This window comes from Novosphingobium jiangmenense, from assembly GCF_015694345.1.
Taxonomy (GTDB): Bacteria; Pseudomonadota; Alphaproteobacteria; order Sphingomonadales; family Sphingomonadaceae; genus Novosphingobium; species Novosphingobium jiangmenense.
On record NZ_JADQDC010000006.1, the window covers coordinates 99689 to 115132 of the forward strand.

The window sequence follows — 15444 nt, forward strand, 5'->3', positions numbered from 1 at the left end:
CCCGATTTCAGGGCCGCTTTGCAGATGCCGCCGGAGCACGCGCCGGGTAGCGTTTCGGATCGGCAAAGGCACGGACGAGTTCGACCTGCAGGTTCACGTCGTCGGCCATTCCGGCATAGTCGATCCACGGCCCCGGCTGATCGCTGGGACGGTGGTAGGTCTCTTCCATGAACCGCTCGGTCCGCTCCATGTCACCATAGGAATTGCTGACCATCACGGCGGGCACGTCGTGCTGCATCAGGATGAAGCTGTCCTGGCGGCGGATGTAGGCGTTGGCCCCCTCGCCCGCCGCCAGCTTGCGCTTCATCCGCTTGACGACATCGCCGATCAGAGGATCGAGCGGGGTAAGCCCCTTCCCGACGATGCCGATCGGTCCGCCCGGAGGCACCAGCCCGGTGCTGTCGACGTTGAAGGCGGCAACGAACCGGTCGAGCGGAATCGGCGGGTTCTCGGCAAAGGCCATCGCGCCCAGCAGGCCCAGTTCCTCACCGGTGGTGGCGAGAAAATAAACGTCGCGCTCGAGCGGCTTCCCCCGCGAGAGGATGCGCGCAGTCTCCGTCAAAACGGCGAGACCCGAGGCATTGTCGATCGCGCCGTTGCAGATGATGTCAGCCGCCGGAGGAGCGCCGCATTCCCCGAAGTGATCCCAATGCGCCATCATCAGGACGGCTCCGGCAGAAGGATTGCGCCCCTCAAGCTTGCCGATCAGGTTGTGCGTCTTGATCCGCGTTTCGCGGCTTGTGGCCTCGAACGTGCCGGTGATCCCCAGCAGATAGGGCGCAAACCCCGGCGACAGCGCGTCGCTCTGAAGCTTGGCAGTCGTGGCATGAGCCGTGCCCGCCAGCAGGAGGTCGGCGGTGGCGGGGGATAGGAAGGCTTCGATCTCGTTGCCGATCCTTTCACCGGCAATGGCATAGCCCGCGCGGCGCCGACGGGCGATCACGTCTTCGAGGCTGCGATCGTCGTCGAGCACGGTAACTACTGCCAGGGCGCCTGCATCGAGCAGCCGTCCGGCGCGGTCCCCGGCCTGCTCGCGCGTCATGCCCTCTGGCAGGCTGTCAAGCATCACGGCAATGCGCCCGGCTAGTTCGGCGCGTGGAGGAGAGGCCATCGTCCCCTTGCCCACAAACACCAGCGGCGCGTCCTGAACCAGGCTGCGCAGGCCGGAGGTCACCACGAACACGCTGTCGGCTGGCAGGGTCACCCGCTTGCGCCCGCGCAGGAAGCTGGCGCGCGAGAGCATCGGCTCGCGCTCGACCAGTTCGACCGGGGCGAACCAGCCATCGGCTGGGCTGTTGGTCCCCGCTTCCATGCCGATGTCGAACCACTGCCGCGCGAGATAGCGCAAGGTCTTGGTCTCGCCCTCGGTACCGGGTTCGCGGCCGTCGAAGTCATCGCTGGCAAGCGTCTCGACATGGGCCTTGAGCGCCACTTCGACCGGCGTGGGCTTCCTTGGCACGGGGCGCGCGGCGACGAGCAGGAGGGCGCCGAGAGCCAAGGCCCCGGTCATCGCACTCCGCCAGCCCCCGTAACGCTTCATCGCCGACCCCAAACGCTTCGTCGCAACCCCTTGCTCTCAAAAGCAGGAGCGCGGCGCAAGTTCCCAATTGAACCGCCGATGATGAACAGAACTTTACATTGAGCCGCAGGGCGAGCCGTTATTGCGCGACCCAGCCACCATCGACGTTGTAGTTCGCCCCGGTGATGTTGCGCGCCTCGTCGCGGCACAGGAACAGGGCGAGCGCTGCCAGCTCGTCAGGCTGGACGAACTGCTTGCTCGGCTGGCGCTCGAGCATCACGTCGTTGATGACCTGCTCGCGCGTCAGCCCACGGGCCTTCATCGTGTCCGGGATCTGGTTCTCGACCAGCGGGGTCCAGACATAGCCGGGGCTGATGCAATTGGCGGTTACACCTTCGGTGGCGAGTTCCAGCGCCAGCGTCTTGGTCAGCCCGGCGATGCCATGCTTGGCCGCGACGTAGGCCGCCTTGTAGGGCGATGCCGTGAGCGAATGCGCCGACGCAGTGAACAGGATGCGGCCCCAGCCCTTGGCCTTCATGCCGGGAACGCACAGGCGGCAGGCGTCGAATGCGGAGGTGAGGTTGAGCGCGATGATCGCGTCCCACTTCTCGACCGGGAAGTCCTCGACCGGCGCAACGTGTTGCATCCCGGCGTTGTTGATCAGGATGTCGACCGCGCCGAACTCGGCCAGCGCGGTTGCCACCATGGCCTCCGTGCCCTCGCGCTTGGTCAGGTCTCCGGCAGCGAAGATCGCGCGCCCTCCGCTGGTTGCGGCCAGTTCACCGCACAGCGCCTTGATCTGATCGGCATCGCCGAAACCGTTGAGAACGATGTTCGCGCCCTCCGCCGCCAGCGCCCGCGCATAGGCAAGGCCGATGCCAGAGGTGGAGCCGGTGATGAGCGCGCACTTGCCCTTCAGGAACATTCGATTACTCCGGGGTTTCTGGATGGATTGATCGCGCTGGCATTGCGGGCGGCTCGCCGCTTGTCCAGTCGCAAACGCAAAAAAGGGGTTTGCCCATGCGGCTCGACGATTTCGACAATTCCATCAATGTTCAGGACCAGCGCGGGGGCGGCGGCTTTCCCTTCGGTGGTGGCGGCAAGGTCGGCTGCGGTTCGATCGTCATCGCCTTGATCGCAGCGGTGGTGTTCGGCGTCGACCCGATGCAGATGCTGGGTTCGATGCAGCAGGGCCAGGTTTCGGCGCCGGTCGAACAGCAAGGCGGCACCTCCCTTGCCGAAAGCTGCACCGTCAACGAATTCAGCAAGGAAAGCTGCAACGCCCTGTCGTCGCTCAACAAGACCTGGGGGCCGCTGTTCAGGCAGGCCAACATTCCGTTCGAGGCCCCGACACTGGTGTTCTATTCGCAGAACGGCCGCTCCGGCTGCGGCGCTGCGCAGAGCGCGATGGGGCCGTTCTATTGCCCGACGGACAGCGGCATCTACATCGACACCGATTTCTACACGGAAATGGACCGACAGATGGGCGCTGGCGGCGATTTCGCGCGCGTCTATGTCATGGCGCACGAGTACGGGCACCATATCCAGAACCTGCTCGGCACGTCGACCAAGGTGCGCCAGTTGCAGGAGCAAAGCCCGAGCCAGGCCAACCGCTATTCCGTCGCGCTGGAACTTCAGGCGGACTGCTACGCCGGGGTCTGGGCGGGCCGCAATCGCGACCGGATCGAGGCGGGCGACATCGAGGAAGGGATGCGCGCGGCGCATCAGATTGGCGACGATACGCTGATGAAGGCTGCGGGTCGGCGTCCGGTGGAAGCCGCCTTCACACACGGCAGCGCGGCACAGCGCATGCAGTGGCTGCGCAAGGGTCTGGAAACGGCAGACGAAGACCAGTGCGATACTTTCGCGGCACTGTAAGCGCAGGCCGTTAACATTAATTCATGGAACGGAAAGCAAGGCCGTGGCTTCATGCTGCTAAACGGGGAGCAAGACATGAAGTTCACCAAGGCCCTTCGGTTCGCAACGATAATGCCTTGCACGCTCGCCGTCGCCTTTCCTCTTGCCGCTCAGACTGCGGTTTCGGAGGAAAAGGTGACGGCGGGTGATGTGGTTACAAAGCCTCTGTCGGATTTCAACATTAAGAAGGACGAAGTTCCCGACGTCCTCGTCGCCGCGCGGAACAAGCCCTACGACGTTACCGGCCTGAAAAAGTGTCCGGCCATCGCCGCCGAAGTCGCGAAACTCGACGCCGTGCTGGGCGATGACATCGACGTCGCGCGCGATGACGGCAATTCCACGATCAAGATGGGCAACATAGCCAAGTCGCTGGTTGGCTCGCTGATCCCGTTCGGTGGCGTGATCCGCGAGATCAGCGGTGCCAATGCCCAGCAGCGCAAGTGGAACGAGGCGATCTACGCAGGTTCCGTCCGCCGCGCCTATCTCAAAGGCGTGGGCGAACAGCGTGGATGCAAGTATCCCGCCCGCGCGGCCACGCCCAAGGATGTCGCCGCATTCTGGCTGGCGCGCGATGCCGCCGAAGCCAAGGCCAAGTCCGACAAGAAGGACGGAGACAACAAGAAGGACGAAAAGGACAAGGCCTCGAAGGCCGAACCGGCCCGCTTCGAAAGCAAGCCGGTCGTCCAGCGGGCCCAGTAAGCGGCGGCCTCAGCCTTTCGCCTTGAGCTTGGCCATCTCGGCATCAAGCTCGTCGAGCACCTGCTTGCGGATCTTGTCGGAGAGCGACTTGTCGCGGGCAATCTCTTCCCGCGCCTCGCGAATGCCCTTGAGCGCTTCGGCCATGGCGTGCCGCTCGATCTCCGCCTCGCTGCCGCAAGTGCGGATGCGCACGCGAGTGACCTTGCCGTCCTGCTCCTCGGTCGCATCGACATCGGCAAGATTGGCCTTGCCCTTGCAATGCTCTCCGGTTTCCGAAACGATGTCGGTGACGCCATCGTTCTCGCCATCGACCACGATCACCCGCTGAGTCCGGCGCTCGCCCTTCCCGGCCATCGGCGGAACCGGCGGTACGGGCGGAATCCCGGCCTCGGCGCGGGCGATCTTCGCCGCGACGTCGGCATCCGACATCGGCTTGTCGCTCTTGAAAACGAAAGTCTTGCCATCGCGGGTGACGGTGCGGACGTATTCCTGACCATCCTCGCCGCCATGTCGTTCGACGATGACGATCTGCTGGCCCATAGCGGGCGCAGGCGGAGCTGGCGGAGCTGGCGGAGCTGGCGGTGCGGGGGGTGACGGTGGAGCCGGAGGTGCGGGCGGCGCTGGCGGAGCAGGTGGCGGCGGCATGTCCGTCATGCCTTGCGCCATCGCGCCCGCTGCACTCACGATCAGCGCGGCCCCTACGATGAGCGTCAACTTCGAATGCTTCCAACCGCTCTTCATCGATCTGCCTCCCCAGGCGGCCCATATCGCCTCGTCCAGTGCGCGGGCCAGAAATGACTGATGCCGGAGTATTCCTACCCCGGCATCATATCATTCAGTGATCGACAAACGGCCGGTCCTGCTGGACCAGCGTCGGATCAGTACACGCGCTTCTTCGGCTTGATGTACTCGACGTCGTCGGTCAGCGTGTATTCGTGGACCGGACGGTAGTCGAGGCGAACCTCGCCACCCTTGCCGCCCCAGCCGTTGAACCAGGCTGCGGTGTGCTTCATCCACTCGGCATCGTTGCGATCGGGGAAGTCCTCGTGCGCGTGGGCGCCGCGGCTTTCCTTGCGGTTGTGGGCCGAATGCATGGTGACGGAGGCCTGGCTGATCAGGTTGTCCAGTTCGAGCGTCTCGACCAGGTCCGAGTTCCAGATCAGCGAACGGTCGGACACGTGGATGTCCTCCATGCGCTTGTAGGTGTTGGCAAGCTTGACCTTGCCTTCGGCCATCAGCTCGTCGGTGCGGAACACGGCAGCGTGGGCCGACATCGTGCGCTGCATCTCGATGCGCACTTCCGCCGTAGGCGAGCCGCCCTTGGCATGGCGGAAGTGATCGAGGCGGGTCAGCGCGAGGTCGGCGCTGTCCTTGGGCAGCGAGTTGTGCGACGTACCCGGCTTGATCAGTTCCTTGAGGCGCAGGCCGGTGGCGCGGCCGAACACGACAAGGTCGATCAGCGAGTTCGAGCCGAGGCGGTTGGCGCCGTGGACCGAGACGCAGGCAGCCTCGCCCACCGCAAACAGGCCGGGGACGACCGTTTCGGGGTTGCCGTCGGCACCGATGGTGACGACTTCGCCGTGGTAGTTACAGGGGATGCCGCCCATGTTGTAGTGGACGGTCGGAACCACCGGCAGCGGCTGGCGGGTCAGGTCGACGCCGGCAAAGATCTTGCCGCTTTCGGTGATGCCCGGCAGACGCTCGGCCAGCACGCCTGCATCGATGTGATCGAGGTGCAGGTAGATGTGGTCCTTGTGCGGACCGACGCCGCGTCCTTCGCGGATTTCCATGGCCATCGAACGCGAGACGACGTCACGCGAGGCGAGATCCTTCGCAGAAGGCGCATAACGCTCCATGAAGCGCTCGCCCTCGGAGTTGGTGAGGTAACCACCCTCGCCGCGTGCGCCTTCGGTGATCAGCACGCCCGCGCCGTAGATGCCGGTCGGGTGGAACTGGACGAACTCCATGTCCTGCAGCGGGAGGCCTGCGCGCAGGACCATGCCGCCGCCGTCACCGGTGCAGGTGTGGGCCGAAGTGGCGGTGAAGTACGAACGGCCATAGCCGCCGGTTGCCAGCACGACCGCGTGGCTGCGGAAGCGGTGGATCGAGCCATCGTCCATGCACAGCGCGATCACGCCACGGCATTCACCGTTCTCCATGATCAGGTCGATCGCGAAGTATTCGATGAAGAAGTCCGCGTCGTACTTCAGCGACTGCTGGTACAGCGCATGAAGCATCGCGTGACCGGTACGGTCAGCCGCGGCGCAGGTGCGCTGCACCGGCGGGCCCTCGCCCATGTTCTGCATGTGGCCGCCGAACGGACGCTGGTAGATCGTGCCTTCGGGGTTGCGGCTGAACGGCACGCCGGCGTGTTCCAGTTCGTAGACCGCAGCCGGGGCTTCGCGCACCATGTATTCGATCGCATCCTGGTCACCCAGCCAGTCCGACCCCTTGACGGTGTCGTACATGTGCCAGGTCCAGTGGTCGGGCGAGTTGTTGCCGAGCGAGGCGGCGATGCCGCCCTGCGCCGCCACGGTGTGCGAGCGCGTCGGGAAGACCTTGGTGATGCAGGCGGTGCGCAGGCCGGCCTGGGCCGAACCCATGGTGGCGCGCAGGCCCGAACCGCCGGCACCGACGACGACAGTGTCGTAGGTGTGGTCGATGATCTTGTAGGCAGGCTGAGTCGTCATGTCTTATGCGCCCCCGAGCGCAATGCGCAGAACCGAAAGGATGCCGAAGGCAGCAGCCGCGAAGGGCACTGCATTGACCAGAAGCCAGGCGACGACCTTGCCGCCCTCTTCATGGACATAGTCTTCGAGCATGACCTGCACGCCCATACGGGCATGGGTGAAGGTGTTGATCATGATCAGGATCAGCGCGATCGACGGCAGCGGGCGCGCAACCCAGCCGCGCACCGTGGCGTAGCTGTAGTCCGGCAGCAGCGCGAGGCTGACGATCAGGAACGTGATCAGGACGAGATTGCCCACGGCCGTCAGGCGCTGCGTGAGCCAGTGATGGGTGCCTTCGTGGCTGGAGCCCAGCCCGCGAACGCGACCGATGGAGGTGCCGTTACCCATGAGATGCCTCTCTAGCTAAGGTTCGTGCCGGCGCTCAGCGCAGCAGCACGAAGGCCCAGAATGCGACGGTCAGAAGGACCGAAATGACGATCGTCAGGCTCGACCAGCGGGCGTTGGTCTCCAGCTCGTAGCCGGCGCCGATATCGAGAATCAGGTGGCGGATGCCCGATGCCGCGTGCTGGAAGAAGGCCCAGGTCAGGCCGACAAGCACGACCTTGCCGAGAATCGCCGTGACCGTCTGCAGGCCGCCGCCGGTGCCGAGCCACACGTAATCGAGGAAGGTCTGGTAGGCCGAAGCCCCGCTCGCCAGCGCACCGATCCACCACAGCAGGAGACCAAGGCCCGCAAACGCAAGGCCGTTGCCGGTGATGCGGTGCAGGATCGAAACCAGCATGGCCGGGCCCCAGCGCCAGATCTGGAGATGCGGAGAAATCGGCCGTGCCTTGCGCGCCTGCGCCATGAACATACCCCCTCGACTAGGTACAAGGATCGCGGAAAGGACAGCCCCCCGCGACGGATTGCGAGTCCTATTAGTCGAAAAGACCGCCTGCGCAAGCGTATGCGGGATGTAAAAAAGGACAGCCGGTTGCGCTGTCGCAGGACGGTGCCTAGACGCACCTCATGAGCCTCACTCTTGCCCTGCTTGCCGCAACCGCAGCGACGCCACCCGCCCCGCCCGCCCGGTCCGATGCCGTTGCGCTCGCGCGGTCATGCGAAGGCAAGGACGGCTTCTCCGACCCGGCTCCGCCCGCGCGAGTCTTCGGCAATGTGTGGTATGTCGGCACTTGTGGAGTGACGGTCCTGCTGATCACCGGTCCGCAGGGACACATCCTGGTCGATGCCGGGATGGAGGATGCCGCGCCTCAGGTGCTCGCCAACATTCGCAAGCTGGGCTTCAACCCCAAGGACATCGGCCTGATCGTCTCCAGCCACGAGCATTTCGACCATGTCGGCGGGCTGGCTGCGTTGGAGAAGGCAACGGGGGCGCGCTTCGTCGCGACGGCCGAGGCCGCCAAGGTCATTCGCAGCGGCAAGGTCAGCCCGGCTGACCCGCAGGCGCAGGAGATTCATGGCTCGCGCCCGGCGCGGGTGGACTTCATCCTCAAGACCGGTGACGTGTTCAGCGTCGGGCCGCTGAAGATCACGGCGTTCGCTACGCCGGGACACACCGAGGGCTCGACGAGCTGGCACTGGAAATCGTGCGAAGGAAGTGACTGCCGCACGATCACCTACGTCGACAGCCTGACCGCGCTGCCGCTCGGCACCTATCGCTTTGCCGATCACCCAGAGCGCGTGGCGATGTTCCGCAAGACCTTCGCGCAAGTCGAGGCGCTGGAGTGCGGCATTCTGCTGACGCCGCATCCTTCTTCAAGCGCCATGTTCGAACGCATGAGCGGCGCGCAACCGCTGGAAGATCGGAAGGCCTGCAAGGCGCTGGTGGCTGGCGCGAAGGATCGTCTGGAAAGGGCCATTGCCAAGTGAGCTGGAAAGTAACCGTCTTCGCCCCGCGCGATGTCGTCCAGGCCGCGCTGATCGCGCACGAGGATGCGTGGGACTGGGACCACGACATCGTGATCGCGGGAAGCGAGATCGCCGAGGACAAGCCCGAGGACTGGCAACTCGAAGCATGGCTCGACCGGAAGCCGACCAAGGCCGACCAGGACGCTATCGCCGACCTGTTCGAGGGCACGCCGCCCAAGCTGAACATCGAGAAGCTGCCCGAGACTGACTGGGTGACGCTGAGCCAGCAGGGCGTCGAACCGATCCGCGAAGGCGTGTTTCATGTCCACACGCCCGAGTATCCACCGCTGAACGAGCGCGGCGTTCGGGACTTCGTCATTCCGGCAAGCCAGGCGTTCGGCACCGGCCAACATGCTACGACCGCGGGTTGCCTCGCCATGCTCAGCCACATGAAGCAACAGGGCGTGACCGTTCGAAATCTGGCAGACATCGGCACCGGCACCGGACTGCTCGGCTTTGCCGGGCTGCACTTGTGGCCGAGGGCGCGCGCCATCGCCAGCGACATCGATGCGGTGTGCGGGCCGGTCGTCGCAGAGAACGCAGCCAACAACGGCATTCCGCTGGGCGACGGCGCCGGACGCATGGCGATGGTCATCGCGGCGGGCATGGATCATCCACTTCTTGAAGCCGCCGGACCTTATGATCTGCTGATCGCCAACATTCTGGCCGGGCCGCTGGTGGAGCTTGCTCCCGAATTCGCCCGCGCCGTGGTGCCGGGCGGCAGCGTGTTGCTGGCGGGACTGCTCGAGACGCAGGAGGCTGCGGTGCGCGCGGCCTATCGCAAGGCGGGCTTGCGGCTCGCGGCGCGCATGGTGCGTGGCGACTGGTCGATCCTGTGGCTGCGGCGACGCGCGGCGGGCGGTGTTCGCTCGAGCCGCGTTGGCGCTCTGCCGGAGTGGTCTAAGCGCTGGTGAGGCGCGAACAGGCTTGCGCGACGCGCATCGACGCTTAATCATCCGGTTAAGGCGGGAGATGCGCGATGACCTACGAAACCTTCACCATCGAAAAGCGCGGCGCGGCCGACTGGGTAACGCTCAACCGGCCGGAGGTTCTCAACGCCATTTCGCTGCAGATGGTGCGCGAGCTTTCGGACTATTTCGGCGAGCTGTTCCATGACCGTGACACGCGCGTGGTCGTGCTGCGCGGCGCGGGCAAGGCTTTCTGCGCCGGGCTCGACATCAAGGAGCGCGCAGAGAACCGCGAGGAGATACCGTTCGCGGGCGGCTTCAGCTTTCAGGGCTATCTGGCGGACGTCTATATCAAGATGCGGCGCTGCCCCCAGCCGATCGTCAGCCTCGTCCATGGCGCAGCCTGCGGAGGTGGTTTCTCGTTCGTGCTGGCTTCGGACATCCGCATTGCCGGGACAAGCGCGAAGATGAACGCCGCCTACATCAAGCTCGGCCTGTCCGCCTGCGACATGGGCTGCAGCTACTTCCTGCCGCGCCTTGTCGGCACTTCGGTGGCGAGCGAGCTGATGCTGACCGGCCGCTTCATCCATGCGTCGCGCGCACTGGCGACCGGCCTCGTCTCTGAAGTGGTGCCCGACGACAAACTGGAAGCCACAGGCCAGACGTACGTCGATGACCTTCTCGCTGCCTCGCCAATGGGCCTCAGGATGACCAAGGAGGGCCTCAACCTCGCCATCGATGCACCGAGCCTTGAGGCGGCGATGGCCATCGAGAACCGAAACCAGCTGATGACCTCTGCCAGTCCGAACTTCCGCGAGGGGATGCAGGCGTTTCTGGAGAAGCGGAAGCCGAATTACCTGCCGGAGTGAGCGGCCAGCGTATCGCGCAGGAGTTCCAGTGCGGCGCGGGTGAATGCCTGCATGTTGGCAAGGCGGTCGTCGCTCTCGGTGGTCACTCGCACCGAGGCGTCGACCCCGCCAGGCCCGACGACGCCGATCGCGCTGGTGCCGGAAGCGACACCCAAGGGGTGCGAACTGCCGCCGGAAGCGCCAGTTTCGGCTATGCCCCAATCGGAGCCGTAACGCTCGCGGATCAGGCGGGCTTGCGCCAGCGCATAGTCCTCTTGCGCCGATGTATAGCCACGCAAGGAACCGGGCGCATGGCCCAGGACGATCCGTCGCCCTTTGAGCGTGTAGATCACCCCGCCGCCAAGGTAGAACGCCGAAGCGCCGGGCATGGCGAGCAGGCTTGCGCTGATCAGGCCTCCGGTGGAGCCATCGACGACGGCGATGGTCTGTTTGCTCGCCTTGAGCAGGGCGCCCGCTTCGGCAGCGATGGCGGCGAGTTGTTCAAGCATCATCCGGCATTCCGCACGATCTCGGCCCAGGCGGCCTCATCAATCACATCGATACCTAGCGCGGCGGCCTGCTTGAGCTTGGAGCCTGCGCCCGGCCCCGCCACGACGAGGTCGGTCTTGGCGGAGACCGAGCCTGCCGCGCGCGCGCCGAGGGCTTCGGCTTGGGCCTTGGCCTCGTCGCGGCTCATGGTTTCGAGCTTGCCGGTGAAAACGATGGTCTTGCCAGCCACCGCGCTGTCCTTGGTCTCGACGACATAGGGTGGCGGGGAGACTTCGGAGAGCAGGTCATCCCACACGGCGATGTTGTGCGGTTCGTGGAAGAAGTCACCGAGCGCCTCGACCACCACAGGGCCGACGCCTTCGATGGAGAGGAGATCGGCAGTAGCATCGCCCCCTTCCCGCTCCGCGATTGCCGCCTCGCGCAAGGCAGGCAGCGTGACGAAACGCTTCAACAGATCACGCGCGGTCACTGCGCCGACGTGGCGTATGCCAAGCCCGAACAGCAGGCGCGCCGCGTCCGGCTGGCGCTTGGCCTCGATCGCTGCCAACAGGTTGTCCACAGACTTGTCCTTCCAGCCTTCGCGCCCGACGATGTCGCTGCGGCGCTTGCGCAGACGGAAGATGTCGGCGGGGCTTTCGAGCCAGCCGAGTTGGAAGAACTCGATGATGGTCTTCTCGCCCAGCCCCTCGATGTCGAGTGCCGCCCGGCTGACGAAATGCTTGAGGCGTTCGACGCGCTGAGCCGGACAGATCAGGCCGCCGGTGCAGCGCACGTCGACCTCGCCTTCCTCCGCCACGGCCTCGGACTCGCATTCGGGGCAATGATCGGGAAAGTGGTAAAGTTCGCGCGGTTCCTCCCTCGTCAGGTTCTCGACAACCTGCGGGATGACGTCGCCCGCGCGCTGGAGGACGATGCGGTCACCGACGCGAAGGCCAAGGCGACCGATCTCGTCGCGATTGTGGAGCGTGACATTGGTGACGGTGACGCCGCCGACCAGCACCGGCTTCAACCGCCCGACAGGTGTCAGCTTGCCGGTGCGGCCGACCTGGATGTCGATGGCTTCGAGCGTGGTTTCGGCCTTCTCGGCCGGGAACTTGTGGGCGATGCCCCAGCGCGGGGCCTTGGCGACGAAGCCGAGGCGCTCCTGCCAGTCGAGGCGGTCGACCTTGTAGACCACACCGTCGATATCATAGGGCAGATCGGCCCGCTGCGCGCCGATGGAGCGATAGTGCGCGACCATCTCGGCGGCCGACGAGCAGCGGACAAGCAATGGCGAGACCGGCACGCCCCAATCCGCAATCTTGCGCATCATCTCGAACTGGGTCGCGGCGGGCACCTCGCTGGCCGCGCCCCAGCCATGGGCGAGAAAGCGCAAGGGACGGGCGGCTGTGACGCTGGCGTCCTTCTGGCGCAGCGATCCGGCGGCGGCATTGCGCGGGTTGGCGAAGACCTTGTCGCCTGCCTCGGCCTGACGCTCGTTGAGCGCGAGGAAATCGGCCTTGGCCATATAGACCTCGCCACGGATTTCGAAGACGGCGGGCACGTCGAACAGGCCTGCGCCCTTCAATTCCTGCGGAATGTCGGCAATATGGGCGACGTTGGCCGTCACGTCCTCGCCCACTTGCCCATCACCACGCGTGGCGGCGCGAACCAGCTTGCCGTTCTCGTAGCGCAGCGAGCAGGACAGGCCGTCGATCTTGTCCTCTGCCGTCATTACCACTTCCGCGCCTTCGGGCAGCGCGAGGAAACGGCGGACGCGGGCGACGAACTCCTCGACCTCCTCGTCGGTGAAGGCGTTGTCGAGGCTCATCATGCGAACCTCGTGGGCAACCTTGCCCAATGGCGACGCTGCCACTTCATGCCCGACTTGGGCGCTCGGGCTGTCAGGCCGGATCAGGTGCGGAAAGGCGGCTTCGAGTTCGGCGTTGCGGCGAACCAGCGCATCGTATTCGGCATCCGAAATCTCAGGCGCGTCCTCGGCGTGATAGAGCCGGTTGTGCTTCGCAATCTGGCGCGCGAGGCGCATCAGCTCGTTGGCGGCATCGGCTTCGGTCATCTCGATCATCATTCAGGTCCAAGCAGCGTGGCGACCATGGCGCGGCGGGCGCGGAAGCCGAGGCTTTCGTAGAGGCGGATCGCCGAGGCGTTGGTGGCGTAGCTGTGCAGGTAGGGCACTTCCCCGCGCGCGGCCATGCCGGCCATGACCTTGCGGATCAGGCGCGCGGCAAGGCCCCTGCCCCGGAATTCCGGCCAGGTGCAGACGCCGCTGACTTCGGCCAGGTGCGGCGCCGGACGCATGCGTTCGCCCGCCATGGCGGCAAGGCGGCCATCGATGCGGATGCCGTAGAACTGGCCATAGCGCCATGTTTCAGACGCCCATGGGCCGGGCTCGGTGGCGATTGCCAGTTCGGCCATCTCCGCCGCGTCGGCTTCACCCAATGGCACGATCTCCGCATCCTCGAATGGTGCGATCGGACCATCGGCGATCATCTGGAGCAACGGCGCGGTGCGCAGGACCTGAAGGCCCTTGGGCGCAGGCACGGCTTCGGGTTCGACAAGCCAGATTTCACCGCCGTGAAGGTGCTGCGAAAGGTCAGCTTCTGCGCCCGCAACTGCTGCGGCGAAGGGGCCATAGGCAGGGTCGAGCCTGCGAACATGACCTCCGCCAAGATCCAGCGCCTGCTGTGGTCCGCCCAGCGAATGCCAGACGGGGCGATCGAGTACGGCGAAATTCAGCATGGTATCGAGCCTGCTCACGCCTTTTCCAGCAACCGGTCGGCCTGGGCGCGCGCCTCGGCGGTGACTTCGGCGCCCGAGAGCATCCGCGCAATCTCTTCCTTGCGCGCCGCTGCATCGAGAAGCGCGACCGAAGTGCGCGTGACTGTCCCTTCCGAGGACTTGGCGATCATGTAGTGCCGATCACCGCGCGCGGCGACTTGCGGGCTGTGGGTGACGGCCAGCAGTTGCCCCCCGCTGGCAAGGCGCGAGAGGCGATCGCCGATGGCACTGGCTACGGCCCCGCCGACGCCACGGTCGATCTCGTCGAAGATGATCGTCGCTGCCCCGCCCTCTTCCGCAAGGGCAACCTTGAGCGCGAGGATGAAGCGCGAAAGTTCGCCGCCCGAAGCGATCTTGCCCAGCGGGGCGAAATCGGCGCCGGGGTTGGTCGAGATCAGGAACTCGACGGCGTCAATGCCGCCAGCGCCCCAGCGATCCTCGGGCAGGCGCAGGACGGCGGTGTGGAACTTTGCGGCATCGAGCTTGAGTGGCGCGAGTTCGGCAGCGACCGCCTTGTCCAGCCGGCGGGCCGCCTCTGCACGCTGGACCGAGAGCGCTTCGGCCTTGGCCTGATAATCGAGCGCGGCTTCGCGGGCGGTCCGCTCAAGCCCGGCGATCTGCGCCTCGCCACCTTCGATGGCGTCGAGCGCGGTGCGCATCTCGGTCATCTTGTGCGGAAGGTCGTCTACCGTGCAGCCGTGCTTGCGGGCAGCGGCGCGCAAGTCGAACAGGCGGGTCTCGATCCGGTCGAGCAGCGCCGGATCGTGGGCCAGTGCCTCGGCGGCGCGGGCGAGCTTGTCCTCGGCCTCGCTCGCTTCGATCACGGCGCGGTCAAGCGCCTCCAGCGCCTCGGCCAGAAGCGGGTGCTCGGCCGCGATGCGATCAAGGCGGCGGGCGGCGCTGCGCAAGGTGGCGAGCGCGGAGTCCGAGCCTTCCCACAGGCGCTGCAGTTCGACGAGATCGCCCGACAGCCGCTCCCCCTTCTGCATGTCGGCGCGCTGGCCGGCGAGTTCCTCTTCCTCGCCCAGCACCGGGGCAAGGGCGTTGAGTTCGGCGAGGTGGGCGAGCAGCAGGTCCTGCTCCTCGGCCGCGCGCGAGACGGCAGCGCGGGCGGCATCGAGTGCATCTTCGGCCTTGCGCCACTTCGACCATGCGGCTTCTACGCCCGCCACATCGGCCCCGGCATAACGGTCCAGGAGTGCGCGATGACCACGCGCATTCACAAGGCCGCGATCATCGTGCTGGCCGTGAAGTTCGACCAGGCTGCGAGCCAGTTCGCGAAGCAAGGCGACGCCGACCGGCTGGTCGTTGACGAAGGCCTTGGAGCCGCCATCGGCCCTCACCCGGCGCTTGATGATCAGCGCCTCGCCCGGCTCTACATCGACTTCCGCTTCGTTGAGCGCGGAGCGGATCGCAGGCGGAAAGCGATCGAACTCGAACGTGGCGGTAACGCTGGCCTGATCTTCGCCCGAACGGACAAGGCCGCTGTCGGCCCGATCGCCGAGAATGAGGCCCAGCGCATCGAGCAGGATCGACTTGCCCGCGCCGGTCTCGCCCGTCAGCACGCCTAGGCCGCTGGCAAAGCTGAGATCGAGCGCCTCGATGAGCACGACATTGCGGATCGACAGGCTGGTGAGCATCGCGCGATTCTCTAGCCGGTTGCGCCG

The 15444-nt window shown here is 65.8% G+C and carries 15 protein-coding genes; 5 read left to right on the plus strand and 10 right to left on the minus strand.

Translation table 11 applies throughout. The annotated features are described in order from the left end of the window. Positions 1 to 7: 7 nt before the first annotated feature. A complete protein-coding gene (locus I2488_RS10565) occupies positions 8 to 1540 on the minus strand; it encodes a M28 family metallopeptidase (protein ID WP_246465605.1) in 1533 nt (510 codons plus the stop codon). A 118-nt stretch (positions 1541 to 1658) separates the two neighbouring features. Continuing rightward, positions 1659 to 2444: a 3-hydroxybutyrate dehydrogenase gene (locus I2488_RS10570; protein ID WP_196275768.1), complete on the minus strand. Its 786-nt coding sequence runs from the start codon at positions 2442 to 2444 to the stop codon at positions 1659 to 1661. A 95-nt stretch (positions 2445 to 2539) separates the two neighbouring features. On the opposite strand from I2488_RS10570, the gene ypfJ reads away from it, so the two are divergent. Together ypfJ and I2488_RS10580 are read left to right on the plus strand one after the other, a co-directional pair. Beyond that, a complete protein-coding gene (gene ypfJ / locus I2488_RS10575; protein WP_196275769.1) occupies positions 2540 to 3397 on the plus strand; it encodes a KPN_02809 family neutral zinc metallopeptidase in 858 nt (285 codons plus the stop codon). A 75-nt stretch (positions 3398 to 3472) separates the two neighbouring features. Beyond that, the gene (locus tag I2488_RS10580) at positions 3473 to 4135 is read left to right on the plus strand and encodes a hypothetical protein (protein ID WP_196275770.1); all 663 of its coding nucleotides are present in this window, start codon (positions 3473 to 3475) and stop codon (positions 4133 to 4135) included. Positions 4136 to 4144: 9 nt separating this feature from the next. Here I2488_RS10580 and I2488_RS10585 read toward each other — a convergent pair whose 3' ends face one another. The 4 genes from I2488_RS10585 to sdhC all read right to left on the minus strand — a co-directional run bounded on the left by I2488_RS10585 (position 4145) and on the right by sdhC (position 7672). Beyond that, entirely contained in the window at positions 4145 to 4876 is a 732-nt protein-coding gene (locus tag I2488_RS10585) for a hypothetical protein (RefSeq protein WP_196275915.1), read from the minus strand. Between the two features lie 137 nt (positions 4877 to 5013). Continuing rightward, the gene (gene sdhA, locus I2488_RS10590; RefSeq protein WP_196275771.1) at positions 5014 to 6825 is read right to left on the minus strand and encodes a succinate dehydrogenase flavoprotein subunit; all 1812 of its coding nucleotides are present in this window, start codon (positions 6823 to 6825) and stop codon (positions 5014 to 5016) included. Between the two features lie 3 nt (positions 6826 to 6828). Next, positions 6829 to 7212: a succinate dehydrogenase, hydrophobic membrane anchor protein gene (gene sdhD / locus I2488_RS10595; protein WP_039333991.1), complete on the minus strand. Its 384-nt coding sequence runs from the start codon at positions 7210 to 7212 to the stop codon at positions 6829 to 6831. Positions 7213 to 7246: 34 nt separating this feature from the next. Next, on the minus strand, positions 7247 to 7672 hold the full coding sequence (sdhC, locus tag I2488_RS10600; protein ID WP_196275772.1) for a succinate dehydrogenase, cytochrome b556 subunit: 426 nt from the start codon (positions 7670 to 7672) through the stop codon (positions 7247 to 7249). Between the two features lie 161 nt (positions 7673 to 7833). Between sdhC and bla the strand changes: the two genes are divergently transcribed. The 3 genes from bla (at position 7834) to I2488_RS10615 (ending at position 10510) form a co-directional block, all read left to right on the plus strand. Next, a complete protein-coding gene (gene bla, locus I2488_RS10605; RefSeq protein ID WP_196275773.1) occupies positions 7834 to 8694 on the plus strand; it encodes a subclass B3 metallo-beta-lactamase in 861 nt (286 codons plus the stop codon). After that, a complete protein-coding gene (locus I2488_RS10610; protein WP_196275774.1) occupies positions 8691 to 9647 on the plus strand; it encodes a 50S ribosomal protein L11 methyltransferase in 957 nt (318 codons plus the stop codon). The genes bla and I2488_RS10610 overlap by 4 nt, the downstream gene beginning before the upstream one ends. A gap of 65 nt (positions 9648 to 9712) precedes the next feature. Beyond that, entirely contained in the window at positions 9713 to 10510 is a 798-nt protein-coding gene (locus I2488_RS10615; protein ID WP_196275775.1) for an enoyl-CoA hydratase/isomerase family protein, read from the plus strand. Here I2488_RS10615 and I2488_RS10620 read toward each other — a convergent pair. From I2488_RS10620 to recN, 4 genes are read right to left on the minus strand one after another with little or no spacing between them, the layout of a single operon-like run. Continuing rightward, positions 10495 to 11001, minus strand: coding sequence for a CinA family protein (locus tag I2488_RS10620; protein WP_196275776.1), 507 nt, complete (start codon positions 10999 to 11001; stop codon positions 10495 to 10497). The genes I2488_RS10615 and I2488_RS10620 overlap by 16 nt on opposite strands. Continuing rightward, positions 10998 to 13064, minus strand: a complete 2067-nt coding sequence (ligA, locus tag I2488_RS10625) for an NAD-dependent DNA ligase LigA (protein WP_425492393.1) — start codon at positions 13062 to 13064, stop codon at positions 10998 to 11000. The genes I2488_RS10620 and ligA overlap by 4 nt, the downstream gene beginning before the upstream one ends. Then, the gene (locus I2488_RS10630) at positions 13064 to 13756 is read right to left on the minus strand and encodes a GNAT family N-acetyltransferase (protein ID WP_343071042.1); all 693 of its coding nucleotides are present in this window, start codon (positions 13754 to 13756) and stop codon (positions 13064 to 13066) included. Before I2488_RS10630 ends, ligA begins: the two co-directional genes overlap by 1 nt. After that, positions 13753 to 15417 carry a DNA repair protein RecN gene (gene recN / locus I2488_RS10635; protein WP_196275778.1) on the minus strand — a complete coding sequence of 555 codons (1665 nt, stop codon included), beginning with the start codon at positions 15415 to 15417 and terminating at the stop codon, positions 13753 to 13755. The genes I2488_RS10630 and recN overlap by 4 nt, the downstream gene beginning before the upstream one ends. Positions 15418 to 15444: the final 27 nt, after the last annotated feature.